Here is a 17,487-nt window from a genome sequence, read left to right as displayed (position 1 = left end):
TCGTAAACTGTGGGAAATTACCCCCGATAGCTGCGTGGTGAGACCCCCATATAAGTCGTAAATGCCCGTGTGAAGGCATACAACTCGGAATAACCCAACGAATAGGCAATTTCTGTTACGGATAACGACGTGGTTTTAAGCAGCTCGGCCCCCTTCTCCAAGCGCTTTCCAGCTAAGTAACGCTGCGGTGAAGTGCCATACTTCTTCAGAAATGCGGCATACACATGGGACCGATGGTAGCCAAAATGGTGTGCGGCATCCTCTACGCGAATATGCTCGGTATAGTGTAAATCGAAGAAATCCTTCACCTGTGCGAGCCAATTCTCTTTCTCATTGGTGACAGAACGGTTCGCTTGCAGGTTCATTTTATAAAAAAGATCACTGAGTGCCCGCTGCTCGAGAAACATATTTTTCTTCGTCCCCGAAATGGCACCAATCACGCTTCGTAGTGCTTCTCCAACTTCTTTATTCACCATTCCATGTAACCAATACTTATTTGGCGTTAGCCCAAACTCCGCTGTTAATAGCGGCAATTGATTGCCTTCCATAGCTAGCCAAATCATTTTTAACGGCGGAGTGCTGTCTTCCATTTGCATCGTTTCATACACATAAGGACGTCCAGGAAATAAGCAAAATAGATCTCCCTCGCTTAATTCGACGGTATGTTCAGGTGTAGTCACCCTTACCTTGCCTTGCACAATCCAATGAAAGCTAGTTTGTTCAATCACTTTGGGTCCAATGTGATACGTGGACTTGGCTATATTCTGTCCAGCTCGTACGATCCAACAACCGCTTGCAGTTTGAAAGGGGTGTGGAATAGCGAACCATACATCAGCGAATTCCATCTCATATTCTTGCATCCCAGACCTCCTGCCACATGATACTCATACCTTCATTCTATAAAAAAGTCGACATAATGACAACTTTCTAACATTCTATCATGTTGTTTTCTTCCTCGTATTTCTATACTAAACATAGCATATAAGAAGAATACAGAAAGGCGGAGCAGCCCCTTGAAAAAACCGAATATTCTACTCATCACAAGTGATCAGCAGCATTGGAACACGATTGGCGCTTTTAATCCAGAGTTATCCACGCCTAATTTGGATCGACTCGTTCAAGAAGGAACGACATTTACACGCGCTTATTGCCCCAATCCGACATGTACACCGACTAGATCTTCCATTATAACCGGACAATATCCTAGCCAACATGGTGCATGGACGCTCGGCACTAAGCTTTTGGAAGATCGCCATACTGTCGGGGAAGATTTCAAGAAAGCGGATTATCGAACAGCACTGATCGGTAAAGCACATTTTCAACCGCTCAAAAGTACAGAGGAGTATCCTTCTCTAGAAGCTTATCCAATCCTGCAGGACCTTGATTACTGGAAAGCATTCGATCAACCCTTCTATGGCTTTGACCATGTTGAATTAGCACGCAATCATACGAATGAAGCTCATGTGGGACAACATTATGCGCTATGGATGGAGGAGAAAGGTCTCACGAACTGGCGGGATTATTTCTTAGCTCCGACAGGAACAATGGATCCTAAACAGCTGCATCATTGGGCCATTCCGGAAGAGTTTCACTATAATACGTGGATTGCAGAAAGAACGAATGCTTTGCTTGAACAGTATAAGGAGTCCGACGAAGGCTTCTTCCTATGGTCGAGCTTCTTCGATCCGCATCCCGACTATCTAGTCCCTTCGCCATGGGACACGATGTATGATCCAGAGAAGTTGACCATCCCAACTATCACACCTGGCGAGCATGAGAAGAATCCACCACATTTTCAGCTAACACAAGAAGAGAATCCAGACTTTTCCTATTTAAAAGAAAGTGGCTATGGCGTACATGGCTATCACTCGCATTCCCATCTGTCAGAAAGTGAGCGAAAGCAACTTGTGGCCACCTATTACGGCATGATCAGCTGCATGGACGCACACATTGGCCGAATTTTAGATCGGTTGGATGCGCTTGGGCTTGCCGAGAATACGATTGTCGTATTTACCACGGATCATGGTCATTTCTTCGGGCAGCATGGCCTTCAATACAAAGGCGGCTTCCATTATGAGGACTTAATTAAGCTGCCATTCATCGTCCGTTATCCTGGTCAAGTTCCGGCGGGCAAAACCTCGAATGCGATCCAATCTCTCGTCGATCTTGCGCCTACTTTTCTCTCCATGGCTGGCCTGCCGATACCTTGCTTCATGACGGGTGTCGACCAAAGCAGCGTGTGGACAGGTCAAGCAGAGCGCGTGCGAGACCACGCGATTTGCGAATTCCGTCACGAGAAGACGACCATTCACCAGAAAACATATGTGGATGATCGTTATAAGCTAACCGTCTACTATAATCAAACGTATGGCGAGTTATTTGACCTTCAAGAGGATCCCGGTGAGATTCGTAATTTGTGGGATCATCCCGATTATAAAGATTTGAAAGCTCGCCTGCTGCTGTCCTATATTTGGGCAGAGCTGGGGAAAGAACCGTTAGCGATGCCACGGATTTGGCATGCTTAGATAGAAAAAGCTCCCGCGCATACAATCGCTGGGAGCTTCTATTTCTTACAGAACCGTTTGAAAACCTGTCTTATCGGCATGTTTATATTTAATACCTGAATCACGCGTCGATATGACCATCATATCACGCCAAATCAGCAGATCCGTCACCTCAGCTTGTGCATTTAACGCGTGCAGTATGACGTTGCCTCTGATCTCGCTCAGCTTATACAGCCCCGTATTGGCACACACATAGACTTCGCCGCGATGAGTGACTAAGCGATTCAAGAACATCCCCTCAAACCGATGCTGATTGAATCCGCCGTTCTTATTACCCACGACTAAGCCTCCACGCTCCGTCGTCCCGACCAGCTTCGTGTTGAACACAGCTAAACTAGTCACCGCTTGATGAAGCGGCATACTGCACCAATCTCCAGTAAATAAATCATAACAGGCAACGCCATCCTCATAGCCCAGGAATATAAAATGAGGTGTCACTAACAAATCATAGGTTTTCTTTCCCCGGAAGGCGAGTGGCAGCCATTCATCATCATTTCCACATAGCAAACCGTTCTCCGTGAGAACAAATCGATCCCCCCAACCAATTGACGCATAACAGGGATCGGTGACGCTCGTTTGCTGCCATATCTCTTCCTCTAAATGATACAATCCGTGGCTCGTAGAAGCGAATAATTGCGTCTCCACCCAATCTAATCGGTACACATGAACCTGTGCAGGCAAGCCTTCTGATGCGCTTTCCCAGGAACGTAACGGCGAGAACTGTACCACACCATGCCCTTCAGTTCCCGCATACAATACGCCGTCTAGGGATGCTGTCAACGTAGTAAACTTTAGAGACAACAATTCATTGGTGGATTGCCAAGTCGAATTTATTTCCATGAAGTCCTTCCTCTCTGCAGCAGCTACATCTGCGACTTTCCAAATACACATCTTTCACAAGTCTGAGATAATCGAGCGATTGTTCCATTGTGAAATGGTTCGTCTCGATGCGATGCTGCTTGCCGCTCATCAGATTGACGACTTGCAGCTTCACAGGTTTCCCTCCGAACGCCTTGTTACAAAAAACAACCGACATATGTGTAAACAGGGCAAGTGAAGCCACGCTGTCTTCCATGACAAATTTATGAATCACAGCGGATTGTACCGAAGATTCCATCACCTGAACGATCATGGATAATCCCAGATCTAGCTCATCAATCCATACATCCATGCTTTCAAATAAAAGGAGTGGCCATTCGATCCGACTTTTATTCGTCAGAATGTGATATAACTGATCAATGACGCGATGCTTAACCTCGCTATAAAAGGTATCGGTCCCGAATTTTTGCACTTTATTTGTCCACTTTTTCTCGAATTCATTCTTTAAAATAAGTCGTGTCCGAGCAGCAGGTGGTAAAGTGTACCATGCGTTGATCGCGTGATAAGCTGCGAATTGGGTAAGCTGCTGCCAATTCAGATCCTGCGAATCTGTTCCACGATCTTCATGAGTAAGGGTATGCAGCCAGCGCTCTAATTGAAAATCTGCAATAACCTGCAAGTTTCCGACGCCAATACCATTCTCGCTGTTATTCATATCGACTAGCCCCCTCATGATGCCGTTCACTCTCGCCACCCATTGATAATCATTTTCATTTAGCTCTCTACACCGAATGATAATGGTTCTCATTGTCATTGTCAAGATGAATGCATACACTTTGGAGTCTTTTGACAATATGTCAGAATACGACACCAACTTTCGAGCGACATCGCATCCTAAATACGTTAATCTATGAAAAATGATTCATAGGAGGCGTACTAGGATGCAAAACTTACAAATCTGCGGATTGGGTTTTATTGTGCTATGTATTATGTACTATCTCGTCATTGATGTTTTCGAGAAGAGTAAGCGCCTCAGACAGACGGCTTCCAACCTGCAAGAACCACTGACTGCAGCGATTCCTACTGTTACCATCCAAGTAGCTCCTCCCATTCAGGAAGGTGTGTATCCCATGTATATCGACTGTAGTCGCAACGAACAATTTATCCCGCCACACTCGAATAACGCCTTAACCCCTGTGACCATATAAAATACGCGCCCATTACGACCACCATCGTTACGGCTGGAACGCCCCAAGCGGCCCAGCCGTATTGCTCTGGTCGTAATAGAAACGCCGCTGGATAGAAGCTAGCCAATGAATACGGAATGACGTAAGTTAGCAATCCACGTAGAATGGGGTGAAAGATTTGCATGGGATACCTTGTAAAATCATATAACCACGTTACTGGATAAATCAGAGATCGGATCTCCTGAAACCAGAACGTTAATACACTAATCGTTAGTAGAATCGAGAATTGAATGAGTGCACTACATAGCAAAGCGATTACAACATATAGCACGCTTAAGAACGTCCAACTCATATCCAAATGGGACGCCGCATACCCCATAATTGCGATACCTGTAATCAACTGGCCGACACCATTCAATTCTTGCGAGTAGCCTATGGCTTGAAAAAGTACGCCAACAGGCCGCACCATCATCATATCCATCCGTCCATTCCGAATGTAGCCTGTTAGCATGAAAGGCGCATTGAAGAAGGTTTGATTCAGAGCTCGACCCGTGGCGGCAAGTCCGAACATAAAGACTAACTCGTTGTAGTCCCAGCCTGCCAACATCGGAATTCGATTGAAAATGACTGTCAAAAAAATCAGCATACTTCCCTGCGCAATGATCCCCGCAATGATCGCAATAATCGTATCCGCACGATATTCAACCAGCGTTTTGACGTACACTTTTATAAAATGACCATACATCCCTATCAGATACGCTACCTGCTGCATGAAGCTTCTCTTTGGTGCTAACATCCTCTCACCCCCCGTTAATCGCTAGTCGCTTCGCTGCTTTCATCCACAACAATCGACTAATAACAATCATAACAAGCGCCCACGCAAGCTGCTCCAAGAGCGCGAAGCCCATATGTACACCCGTCAGCTTGCCTGTATAAATCGATAATGGAATATAGGCCATAGCTTGAAAAGGTAGATAGGTAAGAATCGTTTGTAAGCTGCTTGGAAAGAAATCGAATGGGATCAACGTTCCTGCGAAAATATCCATCATCGCTCGCTTCGCCAACTGTACCCCGAACGTATTCGTCGTCATGAACGAAATCATCATAATAATCGAGTTAATGCTGAAAGCCACTAAGAAACCGATGATTAGACTTAACACAAAGGCAGCCCCAGCAGCCAAACTCGGTGGTGATTGAATCCCAAGCCCGAAGATCAGCAGCAGAAGCGCAGGAATATTCACCCACAGCATCTCCACGGCAAAAAAGCCTGCGGCTTCTACAAAACGTTGTACTTGAAAGTCCACCGGTCGAATCAGATCCAGCGCAATGTCCCCGGAACGGACTCGTAACGCCATGGCGTATGTGGGTGCACGCTCTGCGGGTGACCAGCGTGCAAAGTTAATCGTTTGGCCCACCATGACATAGGTAATTAATTGCTCCCAAGGCAATACCTGCCCGCTGCCATACATATAAATCGCTTTCCACAGCATGTAATAAAGCACACAGAACATGAGCGTTGACACGAGTGTCATCATAAAATCAAATCGAAACTGCATGCGCTGGCGAACCGCAATTCGGGACATTCCGCCTAGTCGTCTAAGGGTATTCATGAGCTGATGACCACACCTTCCAACTCGCGTTGAGGTTCCTGCGGTGAGCTTGCAAGACCTTCCCTATAAATCCGGGAAATTAAGGCGTCGATATTCTCATCTTGCATGGTCAGATCACGCGGCTGTGTTTTCTCTAGCAGATGTTTAAGTAATGTGGACGTGTCGATGTGATGCTGATCATAGGAAATTTTGAGCATCCGCTCTTCAACCAACGTGACCACATCGAAGCCAATGAATAGCGAAGCAGCCGCTTCAGCATGCCTTGTATCCTCGAAGGTAGCTTTGATTTGGCGCTCTGTCGCATAATGATCGCGAATATGCTGCAAGCTGCCATCATAAATTAGGCGCCCTTTATCAATAATCATCGTTCGGTGACATAACCGTTCAATATCATGCATGTCATGTGTTGTCAGCAGCAGTGTGACGCCTTTTTCCCGATTGATCTTCTCGATAAAAGCACGAATCCGCTCCTTGGCCACAACATCGAGCCCAATCGTAGGCTCATCCAGAAAAAGGATATCCGGCTCGTGCAGCAAGGAAGCAAGGATTTCACACCGCATCCTCTGACCAAGTGAAAGCGTTCTCACCGAACGATTAAGAAGATGCTCAACCTCCAGAACCTGTGCAAATTCACGTAAATTTCTGTGGTATTGCTCCCAAGAGATGCTATACATATACCGTAATAAATCATAGGAATCCTTCACAGGCAAATCAAACAGCAGTTGACTTCGTTGTCCAAATACGACACCAATTTGATAGGAGCTCATCTTTCTGCTCTTATGCGGAATCAAGCCCGCCACCTCAATACTTCCACCGCTCGGCTCCAGGATGCCGGTCAGCATTTTGATCGTAGTCGATTTGCCCGCGCCATTCGGTCCCAAGTAAGCGACGCTCTCTCCTTTTTCAATGGAAAAAGAAATATCCTCCACCGCGACCATCTCTCTCTTCTCGGGCTTGATTAAGCTCCTTATTGTTGCGAATCGCCCCGTGCGTCTCACATCGGTTTCAAATGTTTTCCGTAAATGCTTAACCTCAATTAACGACAATGCGCTCTCCCCTTTGGTTGCGATAGTCCGAACTGAATCTCATTCATTATACCAGTGTTCCAAATGATGGTAACTACTTTTTCGTAGCAAGAGAGAAGATTGTAATAAAAAGTAGCCCTCATCCGAAGATGACAGGCTACGTTGACTGGCTTAATATAGCGGATATTTGACCCGCAGTTCTTCCCGGAACAAGACAGTGGAATCATTTCGAATATAATGACACACATAGGAACGGCGCCAGCGATCCTTGCTACGATTTTTGTAAGACGAGTGAATGAGCAGCTCATGAAAAAATAAAATGTCTCCTTTTTCCATGACAACTGGAATCTCTCGACTCAAATCTACACCTTCCGTTTCATCTGTCCAGCTTTCATGCTCTTCGAGATTCGTTACTTTCCCATGCGGAAGCAAGCCCAGCTTGTGCGTGCCAGGGATGACCCACAAACAGCCGTTTTCTTCATCCACGACTTCCTCCAAAGCAATCCAAGCAGCAATCATCGACTTCGGGTCATCCTTAATATAGTAGTAGTCCTGATGCGGCGCTTGTCCTGGTGAGCCTGGCTCCTTATAGAAGTACATACTTTGCACACAAACGGCCTCATCACCCATCATTTGAGCAAGAGCTCCTCGCACAACTGGGAGCTTCATGATTTGTCGTGAGAAACCGTCTTGCTTATGCGGATTAAATAATCGCACCGAGAACCGGTCCTTATCTGATACTTGCTGACCGCCTTTTTTGGGGAGCGCCCATTCGGCTATCTCATCTGCTGAACGTATACTGTGAATGTGTCCATTAAAGGCATCTACAAGATCTTCACTACACCCTTTTTTCAACAAATAATACCCATGCTCATGAAAAAACGCTAATTCTTTTTCCCCTAACGGTGCCAATCGATCCTTAACTTGACTTTGCATATTCAGTTCCCCTTTCAAAATATAAGCTCTAGCTCTATACTTAGCATACAGAAGCACTCCCATTTCGAACATGGCTGTGATTGATGATTATATATCTGTAATTGATATTCATGAAAATAGAAAAGTTGAAATCCTCTTCCATCAAATCATCGAAAAGGACCCTAATCATGACCTCAGAACCCACTATTCACATCCCTAAAGTACAGGCTGCAGTTGGAGGAACCGTCGTGTACCCTCCTGGCAGTCGATTCGGCCCCCGTATTCAAGCGGATCTGCAGCTAGTCTTGCTGCATACTGGCGCAATGACCGTGTACATTGATGAGGTTCCTCATACGATTCAACCTGGGCAAGTGATTCTCCTGAAACCAGGACATCAAGAACAGTTCTTGTTCGCGAAGGAGCAAGAAACCTGGCATCGCTGGATAGCCGTTCATGTTGGTGAGCTTTCGGAGCATCAACGCGACCAATTGGAGCAATTGCCACATACACAAGCCATAAGTGAAGAGATGAATCGCTTAACGGACATCCTGATTTCCTTAAGATTACGTTACGATGCGGCCTCGGAAACCCTTTGCAGTCTGGGACTAGCGGCTATTCAGTTATTTATCGCAGAATCGACTAGCAATCATATGCAGCATACGCACCCTTCAGTTCTACATGCGAAGCAATACATCGAGCAACAATTCCATGATCATCTCTCGCTGGAAGGCATTGCCGAGGAAGTCGGACTTTCCCCAGAGCATTTAGTTCGTTTATTCCGTAAGCACGAAGGTATCACACCGATCAAATTCGTATGGAACTATCGCATTCTCCGGGCTAACGAGTTACTGACGCAAACCGGCTTAACCATTGGCGAAATCGCTATGCGCTGCGGGTTCAAGAACTCGTTTCATTTTGCTCGCGTGTTCAAAAGCACAACAGGCACCACGCCTTCCGATTACCGGCACGGGAACTGGCGAAGGAAATGACAAAGAAGCTGATCTATGATCAGCTTCTTGTCTAGCCAGCGCTTTCCTGGCTCCGCCGAGAGGGATTCGATTCGGTTCGGCACCATCCGGCACATCTAACTGTAAAAACTACAGCTAATCCTCCCTATTTTATCAAATCCGATCAACTAGATGGATTTTGTACAGTTAATTTCGCCTGATTTAGCTGAAACAGCCGATCACGGGTAGTTTAACTGTACTTTTTCCATCTAATCAACCAGACCAGCCTTTTTGGACGAAAATAGATGGAGGTTTTCAGTTAAACTCCGAAAGACGCATCCAACATCATTTATGGCAAATTCATGGTTGGCGTATTGTTCGGTTTTAACGGTTTTGTGCTCGGTGATTATGACAGTTTTACGAGGTCCGCGATCCATATCGAGTCTAAGATTATGATCGTACCATTCGATCGCAGCCCCAGTCGGCTTATGGCGCTTCAATCCACGCTTTACTCATGCGCGCTAACGCGATTTTACTGCCCGCAGGCTTTTCGTACAAGACGAATATGGTTTTATCAGGCGCAACACCAATATCCGAGTAGCCATTTGTTCCAGCATAAATTTCTTTGGACTTATACCAAGTGGACGCATCGTCATTGCTCATCCGAATCGTCATATTGGTACGTGTACTCGTGTTCGCTGGGTTTGTAAACAAAATCGTAGAAGCATCATATCGCTGTATACTTCCTGCTACGATGGGGTCAATTAAGGTGGTATCCGATACCGGCGTGCTCCAAGTTCCATTAACCCCCGTGGATGTGGATACAGCACGATAATCACTGCCCGGATTTCGCATATTCGTCATCAACTTGCCATCGGACAGTTGTACCATCATATTCTCGTGTATGAGCGAAAACCCGGATGGATTTGGCACTTTCGAGCCTGCATTCCACGTCACACCGTTGTCCGTGCTATAAATCGAGGCTACGGTTGAATTCGTCCAATTTGACGTCGTGATATAAATCGGAACGAGCAGTACGCCATTACTCATTTGAATCCCGTGGCCCGGTCCCATGCCAGCACCCGCTAGGTTAGCAAAATATTTCGCGTTGCCCACCGTTTTGTACGGTGTCAGGACAGACGTAATATCTTGCGCCGCCCCCCACGTTACACCGTCATCGTTACTCGTACGGATGAAGTACTGGCAGTTACCCCAAATCCATCTGCTCCACAGCAAGTGCACTCGCGTGCCCGTATTCTCTGCAAGGAGCATGGGATTCATTTCGGCGTAACCTTGCGATTTACCAGGCGCCAGGATAACTTGACTCGAGAACGTTGTTCCACCATCCGTGCTTCGCTTAAAGACGATATCAGTTGGCGTTTGATCTCCGCCAGTACGAGCTTCTGCCGCAACGAGCACCGTGCCGCTTGCACTTACGACAATGCTGGGAATGCGATACTGACCATAGCCCAAGCCATCGCTTGTCGTAAACAGCGTTTGTTCCGTTAGGAACGCTAATTCTTTGACCTGTGCAGCAGTCAGTGCCACATTGTAAACGTTCACAAAATCAAGTGTGCCCGAATAGTACCACTGGCCACCACCGCTGTCTACATTTCGCCCCACCCACATACCATTGATATTCGTCACATTGGTGAAAAAGCTGGTTGATGCCGAACTCGCTTTTTGATAGCCATCCACGTAAATTTTCGTTCCAGAAGAGCCAACCGTGAGTACCGCTGTATGCCAATTCCCATCGTTGTAGGTCCCTGAAGCGCTAAGCTGTGTGGCATAGCTGCCATTTTCTCGATTTTCGAAATAAACCGTCCCATTATTCATGGTGAAAGATAAATTACTTGAAGGATCATTGGTATCCGATACACTAAGGAACGTCTTGGCAACGGCCGTGCTCGTCGATTTAAACTTTACCGAGATGGAGCCTTGCGTTAGTGATGAAACCACGGTACGATCTGCCGTTTTGTCCACGTAGTCCGTCGTTCCATTAAATGTGCTGTTAATCGCATAGTTCAGAATACCTGCAGGAACGGATGCTTCTGCGGGGTTACCTTGAAAAGTAAGCGCCGTCATAAGTACGGTCATACAGAGCAGCACTCGAATAACCTTCGTTACTGTAGTCATAAATAATTACCTTCCTCTCACTCGTCTATTGGCGAATCTTTTTCTTTTTCCAACCTTAGCTTGCAAGCTACCTCCCTTCCTCCTATTCGTGAACAGGCATCCACCTGCCCGACTAGCTCTATCATAGAGCGTCTTCTCTTCCTTGATAATCCCTCGAACTTGACTTTCAGGGGCTCTTTTTTGACCAACCTTCACGTTATTTACTCTAAAAATACAAAAAGCCCCCGCTCTATCGCGTTATACGATAAAACAGAGACTGTCCTCTCATCTATGCTCGTTCTTCCATCACTTTCATTCCCACAATTGCAGTGCTGCGCCAATCATACCGCCCCAATTGCCACGATAAGCTGGCTCAATTCGAACACCATCCAACATGGAAGGCATAGATCTACGTGCTACTTCTTTCCGCAACTCCGCAAACAAGCGCTCACCTGCTTCGGCTACCCCGCCGCCAATCACGATTAACGAGGGATTAAACATATGGATGTAAGAGGCAATGGCCGATCCTAGAGCCGCCAAGGTTTCCTGCATCAGCTCATTCGCCGTCGACTCTCCTGCGTTCCACCGGGCAAACACTTCGCGCGTATCCACCGTGTCATCAGGTTGACCCATTTGGGCAAGCTTCTCGCGCATTCGCCTCGCAATCGAAGTCCCTGACGCATATTGTTCCAAACATCCAATCCCGCCGCATACACAAGGGATTCCGCCGAAATCAACCGAAATGTGGCCAAGTTCACCGCCACCGCCCCATGCGCCGTGGACGAGTCGGCCATCGACAACGAGCGCACCGCCAACCCCAGTCCCAAGTGCAAGACACAGGAAATGTTCCGCACCTCGTCCAGCTCCCAAAAGTTTCTCCGTCAGTGCGAGCACATTCACATCGTTATCGACGATGACAGGCAGCTGAAAGTGCTCCTGAAGAATGTCCTTAAGCGCCGTTCCCGCATAGCCGGGAATCAGTTCAGACGCTGAGCGAATCGAGCCCTTCTCCCAATCGATTTGCCCTGCACTACCGACACCAATGCCTTTCAAGCACAAGCCCGGCATTGATCTTTCGCCTTCCGCAATCACCTCTCGAATGGCTTTCTCAATTCGATCTACCGTGCTCACTTCGCCCGCCATTGTCGCCAAGCTAACCATACCTAACACATCACCTTGTGCATTTACGAGGCCAGCGTTGATCTTGGTACCGCCAACATCAACGCCAATCACGTAATCCGCTAGGGGGTTATACCCATACTCTTCCATTAGAATCCCCCTAGCCGCGTTGATTCAACGCCTTAATATAACGCTCTGTAATGAGCTGCGGTCGTGTAATCGCACTCCCAACCACGACATAGGCGGCGCCGCAGGCAATCGCTTTCACCGCTTCCTCCGGTGTCCAGATCCGGCCTTCTGCTACAACAGGGACGCTAACTTTTGCACATAGCTGTTCAAGCAATTCGAAGTCAGGCCCTTCTTGCTGCGTGCTGTACGGTGTGTAGCCGGCAAGGGTCGTCCCGATGCAATCGACACCTAGTGCTTCTGCTGCCATTCCTTCTTCCAAGGTTGAAATATCCGCCATAACAGCAGCTCCCATTTCGTGAGCCCATTCGATTAGCGGTTTCACCGCTTCCAATCGGTCTTCTCGATTCGTTACATCCAGCGCTACGATATCTGCACCAGCCATTATGATGGCTTTTACTTCGTCCAAAGTTGGTGTAATAAACACACTGGAGCCAGGCATATCTCTTTTGATAAGTCCAATCACAGGCACGTCTACTTCTTTTTTAATCATTAAAATATCGTGAACTCCGTTCGTCCGAATGCCAATGGCACCCGACTGGACAGCTGCTCTCGCCATTTTCGCCATTGCATCCCCGCCATGAAGAGGTTCATGCTCCAATGCCTGACAAGAAACGATCAAGCCGCTCACAGGAAATATTTCTCTACGTTCCATCCGAATCGCTCCTCTCTTATGACTTTGCCAGCTCAACCAGCGTCATGATTCGCGTATTCAACTCTTCGATTCGTCCTTGATCCCCCGAAGTGCAAGGTAATAACGGCATTCTCGGCTCTCCAATATCGTAACCACGCAGCTTTAGAATCGCTTTGCAAGCCCCGTACAAGGATGGGAATGACAGTAATTCAACAATGAGCTCGTTTACCTTGAACTGCCATTCCTGTGCTTCGCGCATATTTCCTGCCACATAGCATTGCTCAATTTTGAGGAAAAGCTCCGGCATCACCCCATAAGTTCCGCCAATGCCTCCGTCTGCGCCAATACTGCGTCCAGCTAAATACTGCTCATCAGGTCCGTTGAATACGAGAAACTCACTGTCTCCCGCCGCTTTGAATTGCTGCAACTCAAAGGTGCTTTCAGCCGAAATTTTCACACCGATAACCTTGTCCTGTGCGGCCATTTTCGTTAACAGACTCTTCGATAAATGAAAGCCCGTCGTTTGCGGGATATGATAAATGATGAACGGCAGCGAAGTACTGTCAATGATCGCCTGCCAATGCCCCTCCACACTATCAGGTGACAAACGATAATAAATCGCAGGAACCGCTGAAACCGCATGTGCCCCAACTTCCGCTGCATGTTTAGCAAGCTCGACACTATCTCGCGTGGCAGCTGCTCCCACATGAGCAATGATCGTCAGCTCATCGCCAACTTCCTCCATCACAGCCGCAAGGATTAGCTTGCGTTCTTCAACCGTTTGAAGCATCCCCTCTCCTGAACTGCCGCCTACATAAAGCCCCTTCACACCAGTCGAGGCATAATAACGAGCTAATCGACGCACAGCGTCTGTATTCATTTCTCCCTGCTCATCGTAACTTGCATATAAGGCGATAATAATACCGCGGAATGGTTCTAAATCATAAGATTTCATCTGTGTTTTCCTCCGAATGTTGGACTAAATAGAATTGTGTTCATGTTTGCTAACTGTTATCTTCCATCCCACTACAGCACCCTTAACCCTTGACCGCACCCATCGTAATCCCTTGTGTAAAGGCTTTTTGGAACACGAGAAAGATCGTAATCATTGGAACAGACGCGAGTGCCGCTCCTGCCATCATGATTCCGTAGTTGGTCGTAAATTCGCCTTGCATCGTCGCTACCCCTAGCGGCAGTGTCATCATCGAGGTTGACCTCGTCATAATGAGCTGACTGAAATAGTCGTTCCAAGAGGCAATGAAAGTAAAGATTGCAAGCGCTCCTAGCGCTGGTTTAAGCAATGGCAAGATAATCGTGGAGAATAGTCGGATTTCGGAGCAGCCATCAATCTTCGCCGCTTCAATTAACTCCCCTGGTACAGTCTGAGCGAATTGTTTCATCAAGAACACACCAAATGGCCAACCAATCGCTGGTAAAATAAGTCCATGATACGTATTGACCCATCCGAAGTCAGCCAACATCGTAAAGAGCGGAACAAGAATCACTTGTTTCGGTAAAGCCATCGCAGCGATGAACATGGTAAAAATGATTTTCCGGCCAGGGAACAACTTCTTAGCCAGGACATATCCGGCAGAAGCGGAAACCAGACAGACAGCGAACATTTCAACCACTGCAATGACGAAGCTGTTTAACGTCCAACGCCATACCGGATTCTTAAACAAATCCGCCCAGTTCTGTAAGGTCGGTTTGAGCGGGAACCATTCTGGCGGAATTTGTGTTGCCACCGTTTGAAATTTAAAGGCACCTGTCACAATCCAATAAAACGGAAATATAAAAAACAACGTAGAAAGGATCAATAATAGCGTAGAAAATCCGTTAAATACCCTTTGCCCAGCGTTTACTTTCATGATGTCCCCTCCTAGTACTCAACATCGCTGCCAAAGAATTTAAATTGAATCAACGAGATAACCCCGATAATAATCGCAAGGAATACGCCCATAGCCGAGGCGCTGCCGAAATGACCAAGCACGAAGGCTTGCTCGTACACGCCATACATGACGGTCGAGGTACTATAAACAGGCCCGCCAGAAGTAAGCAATTGAATTAAGGCAAAGCACTGAAACGTGTTGATCGTCGTTATGACGATAATATAGAGATTGGTCGGCATGAGCATGGGCCAAATAATTTTCATAAAGATTTGCCACGGTGTCGCACGGTCGATTTCAGCCGCTTCGATATATGAAGTTGGGATATTGCCTAGGGAAGCCACGTAAAGAATGATTGGCTGACCCACTGAGGTTGTGATCAAAACAGCGATAATCGCTAGTAGAGCTGTCCGCTGGTCACCTAGCCATGAAATCGGCTCTAGACCAATTAATCCCCCTAAATAGTTGAGAATGCCATAATTCGGATGATAGATCCATCCCCATACAACCGTAATACTAACAACAGATGACACGGCGGGCAGATAGAAGACACCTCTGAAGAATGACCGAGCAAATTCTTTCTTCTTATAAATCGAAACCGCTACGAAAAGAGAGAAAACGATCACAATAGGTACCGTTATAACGACGAGCAGGAGCGTATTTCGCATCGATTTCAGAAACGTTTCATTATGAATCAAATCTACATAATTATCGAATCCTATAAAGTTAAACGTACGCAAGGAGTAATCGAAGAAGCTTATATAAATCCCTTTCACCATGGGATAGGCAACAAAAAGCAGAAAGAATCCGAGTGCAGGCAGTAGAAAGACATAGCTCATAAGCCAATCTCGACGTATGTAACCTTTGGTTTTACGAACCGTTACCTCCATGTTTCTTCCCTCCCTTTCTTTTTTGAGATGAAAAGAGTAGAGTACGATCGCACTCTACTCTCAGAGAACATTCCTCGTGCTTATTTGGAAGCTGCTTGATCTTTCTTCGCTTTCGCAATGGCCTCGTTCGCTTTGGCAGCAAAGCTATCCAATGCTTCCTTACCTGTTGCTGCGCCTGTTAACACACGTTGCAATTCTGGGAACCAGAAGGTACGAATTTCCGCGTAACCATCGGCAATTGTCGGTGCATCCGTGATGAATTGACGAGCAGTTTCTGCGTATTTGTACTCGGCATCACTATAGAGGCCTGTAATCGACGTACGTGCAGATAATCCGCCGGTTTGAATCAAGTTCTTCTTTGCATATTCGGGATCATTTGCAATGAAATCAACTAACTTCTTCGCAGCAGTAATCTTGTCCGCATTTCCGTTATTAAACACGGCCATACCGCCCAAATACGGCTCAAGCTTAGGCTTAGATCCATCTAATGTTGGGAATGGCAATAGAATATCTTCGAATTGCACCTTTTTGAGCGGAACGTTCTGCGCTTTCAGTACGGCTGAATAGTTCAAAGTAAAGGCTAATTTACCTTGCAAGAATAAATCGTTTACATCCGCAGCTGCTAAGGAGGCAGAACCGGACACACTGATCTTCTCCTTCGTCGCCTTAGCTACCCAGTCCAATGCTTTCGCGGCATTATCGGTATTAATAGCTACTTTGGAGTTATCCTCACTCAAGAACCTCGACACACCTAAGTTGGCAATATAAGCACGTGTTCCTTGATCTCCTGCCGTACTCTTAGCGAAGAAGCCCGTTGGAATAATGTCAGGCGCTTTCTCCTTCACGGCTTGCAAGGCTTTCTCATATTCAGCCACTGTCCACGTCCGATCAGGGCGACTTAGCGGTAGTAAATCTAGGGCTCCAATTTTCTCAAATACCGTCTTATTGACGGCCATCATGAATGGAGCCGTATTAATCGGGTACATATAAATCTGGTCACCAACCATGGATTGCTTCCACAAGGCTGGTGTAATATCTTTCTTCACATCTTCGGTGACAATGTCATTCAGCGGAGCTAGTAACTTCTTCTTACCCCAGTCAATGATACGTCCTGGAGCATCGTAAATCACATCTGGTGCCGAGTTCGATGCGATGGCCACATTCAGCTTTTGCGGACCGCCTTCAAAGGTAATCATTTCTAAGTTGACTTTAATCTCTGGATTCTTCTTGTTAAAAGCTGCAATAATCTGCTTCTCGTATTTCCCAACTTCCCCATCCAACGGTTGAAAGTTCGGAAAGTTCCACCACGTAATCTCGACTGGCTTCGCAGCCACTGGACTCGGTGTAGAAGCTTTGGCGCCCTCCGTACTCGTGGCTGTGTTTGCTGGTGTATTCGTAGATGAATTCGTACATGCAACTAACTGTGACCCGACAAGAGCAACGCCAATCAATGTCATAAGTCCTTTTTTCATAGCCCTCATGTGAGCACCCCCGTTATATTTTGTGGAATAAACATGCTTCGTTTCATTCCGTGCCCTAAGCATACGTGATATTGAAAACGAGGAGAATCCCCGTATCTTTACATTCATA

Annotated in this window: 17 protein-coding genes; 3 read left to right on the top strand and 14 right to left on the bottom strand. The window is 46.7% G+C overall.

Annotated elements, in window-relative coordinates:
- Nucleotides 1-17: 17 nt before the first annotated feature.
- Nucleotides 18-860, bottom strand: coding sequence for an AraC family transcriptional regulator (locus tag ACSQ8P_RS13350; RefSeq protein ID WP_436235635.1), 843 nt, complete (start codon nt 858-860; stop codon nt 18-20).
- A 153-nt stretch (nt 861-1,013) separates the two neighbouring features.
- On the opposite strand from ACSQ8P_RS13350, the gene ACSQ8P_RS13345 reads away from it, so the two are divergent.
- Nucleotides 1,014-2,525 carry a sulfatase family protein gene (locus ACSQ8P_RS13345; RefSeq protein WP_436235634.1) on the top strand — a complete coding sequence of 504 codons (1,512 nt, stop codon included), beginning with the start codon at nt 1,014-1,016 and terminating at the stop codon, nt 2,523-2,525.
- Nucleotides 2,526-2,570: 45 nt separating this feature from the next.
- On the opposite strand, the gene ACSQ8P_RS13340 is transcribed toward ACSQ8P_RS13345, so the two are convergent.
- On the bottom strand, nt 2,571-3,404 hold the full coding sequence (locus ACSQ8P_RS13340; protein WP_436235633.1) for a hypothetical protein: 834 nt from the start codon (nt 3,402-3,404) through the stop codon (nt 2,571-2,573).
- Nucleotides 3,370-4,098 (bottom strand): hypothetical protein, encoded by a 729-nt coding sequence (locus tag ACSQ8P_RS13335; RefSeq protein ID WP_436235632.1) that lies wholly within the window; start codon nt 4,096-4,098, stop codon nt 3,370-3,372. Before ACSQ8P_RS13335 ends, ACSQ8P_RS13340 begins: the two co-directional genes overlap by 35 nt.
- Before the next feature lie 226 nt (nt 4,099-4,324).
- Here ACSQ8P_RS13335 and ACSQ8P_RS13330 point away from each other — a divergent pair, with 226 nt between their 5' ends.
- On the top strand, nt 4,325-4,591 hold the full coding sequence (locus ACSQ8P_RS13330) for a hypothetical protein (RefSeq protein ID WP_436235631.1): 267 nt from the start codon (nt 4,325-4,327) through the stop codon (nt 4,589-4,591).
- Here the strand turns inward: ACSQ8P_RS13330 and ACSQ8P_RS13325 are convergent.
- The 4 genes from ACSQ8P_RS13325 to ACSQ8P_RS13310 form a co-directional block, all read right to left on the bottom strand.
- Nucleotides 4,545-5,366 (bottom strand): ABC transporter permease, encoded by an 822-nt coding sequence (locus ACSQ8P_RS13325; RefSeq protein ID WP_436235630.1) that lies wholly within the window; start codon nt 5,364-5,366, stop codon nt 4,545-4,547. The genes ACSQ8P_RS13330 and ACSQ8P_RS13325 overlap by 47 nt on opposite strands.
- A gap of 4 nt (nt 5,367-5,370) precedes the next feature.
- A complete protein-coding gene (locus ACSQ8P_RS13320; RefSeq protein ID WP_436235629.1) occupies nt 5,371-6,180 on the bottom strand; it encodes an ABC transporter permease in 810 nt (269 codons plus the stop codon).
- Nucleotides 6,177-7,226 (bottom strand): ABC transporter ATP-binding protein, encoded by a 1,050-nt coding sequence (locus ACSQ8P_RS13315; RefSeq protein ID WP_436235628.1) that lies wholly within the window; start codon nt 7,224-7,226, stop codon nt 6,177-6,179. The genes ACSQ8P_RS13320 and ACSQ8P_RS13315 overlap by 4 nt, the downstream gene beginning before the upstream one ends.
- 150 nt (nt 7,227-7,376) lie before the next feature.
- Nucleotides 7,377-8,141, bottom strand: coding sequence for a phytanoyl-CoA dioxygenase family protein (locus ACSQ8P_RS13310; RefSeq protein WP_436235627.1), 765 nt, complete (start codon nt 8,139-8,141; stop codon nt 7,377-7,379).
- 110 nt (nt 8,142-8,251) lie between these two features.
- On the opposite strand from ACSQ8P_RS13310, the gene ACSQ8P_RS13305 reads away from it, so the two are divergent.
- Entirely contained in the window at nt 8,252-9,109 is an 858-nt protein-coding gene (locus tag ACSQ8P_RS13305; protein ID WP_436235626.1) for a helix-turn-helix domain-containing protein, read from the top strand.
- Between the two features lie 444 nt (nt 9,110-9,553).
- On the opposite strand, the gene ACSQ8P_RS13300 is transcribed toward ACSQ8P_RS13305, so the two are convergent.
- The 7 genes from ACSQ8P_RS13300 to ACSQ8P_RS13270 form a co-directional block, all read right to left on the bottom strand.
- Nucleotides 9,554-11,203, bottom strand: a complete 1,650-nt coding sequence (locus tag ACSQ8P_RS13300; RefSeq protein WP_436235625.1) for an exo-alpha-sialidase — start codon at nt 11,201-11,203, stop codon at nt 9,554-9,556.
- Between the two features lie 291 nt (nt 11,204-11,494).
- Nucleotides 11,495-12,451, bottom strand: coding sequence for an ROK family protein (locus tag ACSQ8P_RS13295; protein WP_436235624.1), 957 nt, complete (start codon nt 12,449-12,451; stop codon nt 11,495-11,497).
- 10 nt (nt 12,452-12,461) lie between these two features.
- Nucleotides 12,462-13,142 carry an N-acetylmannosamine-6-phosphate 2-epimerase gene (locus ACSQ8P_RS13290; protein ID WP_436235623.1) on the bottom strand — a complete coding sequence of 227 codons (681 nt, stop codon included), beginning with the start codon at nt 13,140-13,142 and terminating at the stop codon, nt 12,462-12,464.
- Nucleotides 13,143-13,158: 16 nt separating this feature from the next.
- Nucleotides 13,159-14,076, bottom strand: a complete 918-nt coding sequence (locus tag ACSQ8P_RS13285) for a dihydrodipicolinate synthase family protein (protein WP_436235622.1) — start codon at nt 14,074-14,076, stop codon at nt 13,159-13,161.
- Between the two features lie 82 nt (nt 14,077-14,158).
- Nucleotides 14,159-14,989, bottom strand: coding sequence for a carbohydrate ABC transporter permease (locus ACSQ8P_RS13280; protein ID WP_436235621.1), 831 nt, complete (start codon nt 14,987-14,989; stop codon nt 14,159-14,161).
- A gap of 11 nt (nt 14,990-15,000) precedes the next feature.
- Nucleotides 15,001-15,897 carry a carbohydrate ABC transporter permease gene (locus ACSQ8P_RS13275; RefSeq protein ID WP_436235620.1) on the bottom strand — a complete coding sequence of 299 codons (897 nt, stop codon included), beginning with the start codon at nt 15,895-15,897 and terminating at the stop codon, nt 15,001-15,003.
- 80 nt (nt 15,898-15,977) lie between these two features.
- Nucleotides 15,978-17,378 carry an ABC transporter substrate-binding protein gene (locus ACSQ8P_RS13270; protein WP_436235619.1) on the bottom strand — a complete coding sequence of 467 codons (1,401 nt, stop codon included), beginning with the start codon at nt 17,376-17,378 and terminating at the stop codon, nt 15,978-15,980.
- Nucleotides 17,379-17,487 lie beyond the last annotated feature (109 nt).

The sequence above is a fragment of the Paenibacillus sp. LjRoot153 genome (assembly GCF_964253085.1).
GTDB lineage: Bacteria > Bacillota > Bacilli > Paenibacillales > NBRC-103111 > Paenibacillus_E.
Note: the sequence above shows the minus strand (reverse complement) of the source record. Positions and strands in the feature narration are given on the sequence as shown.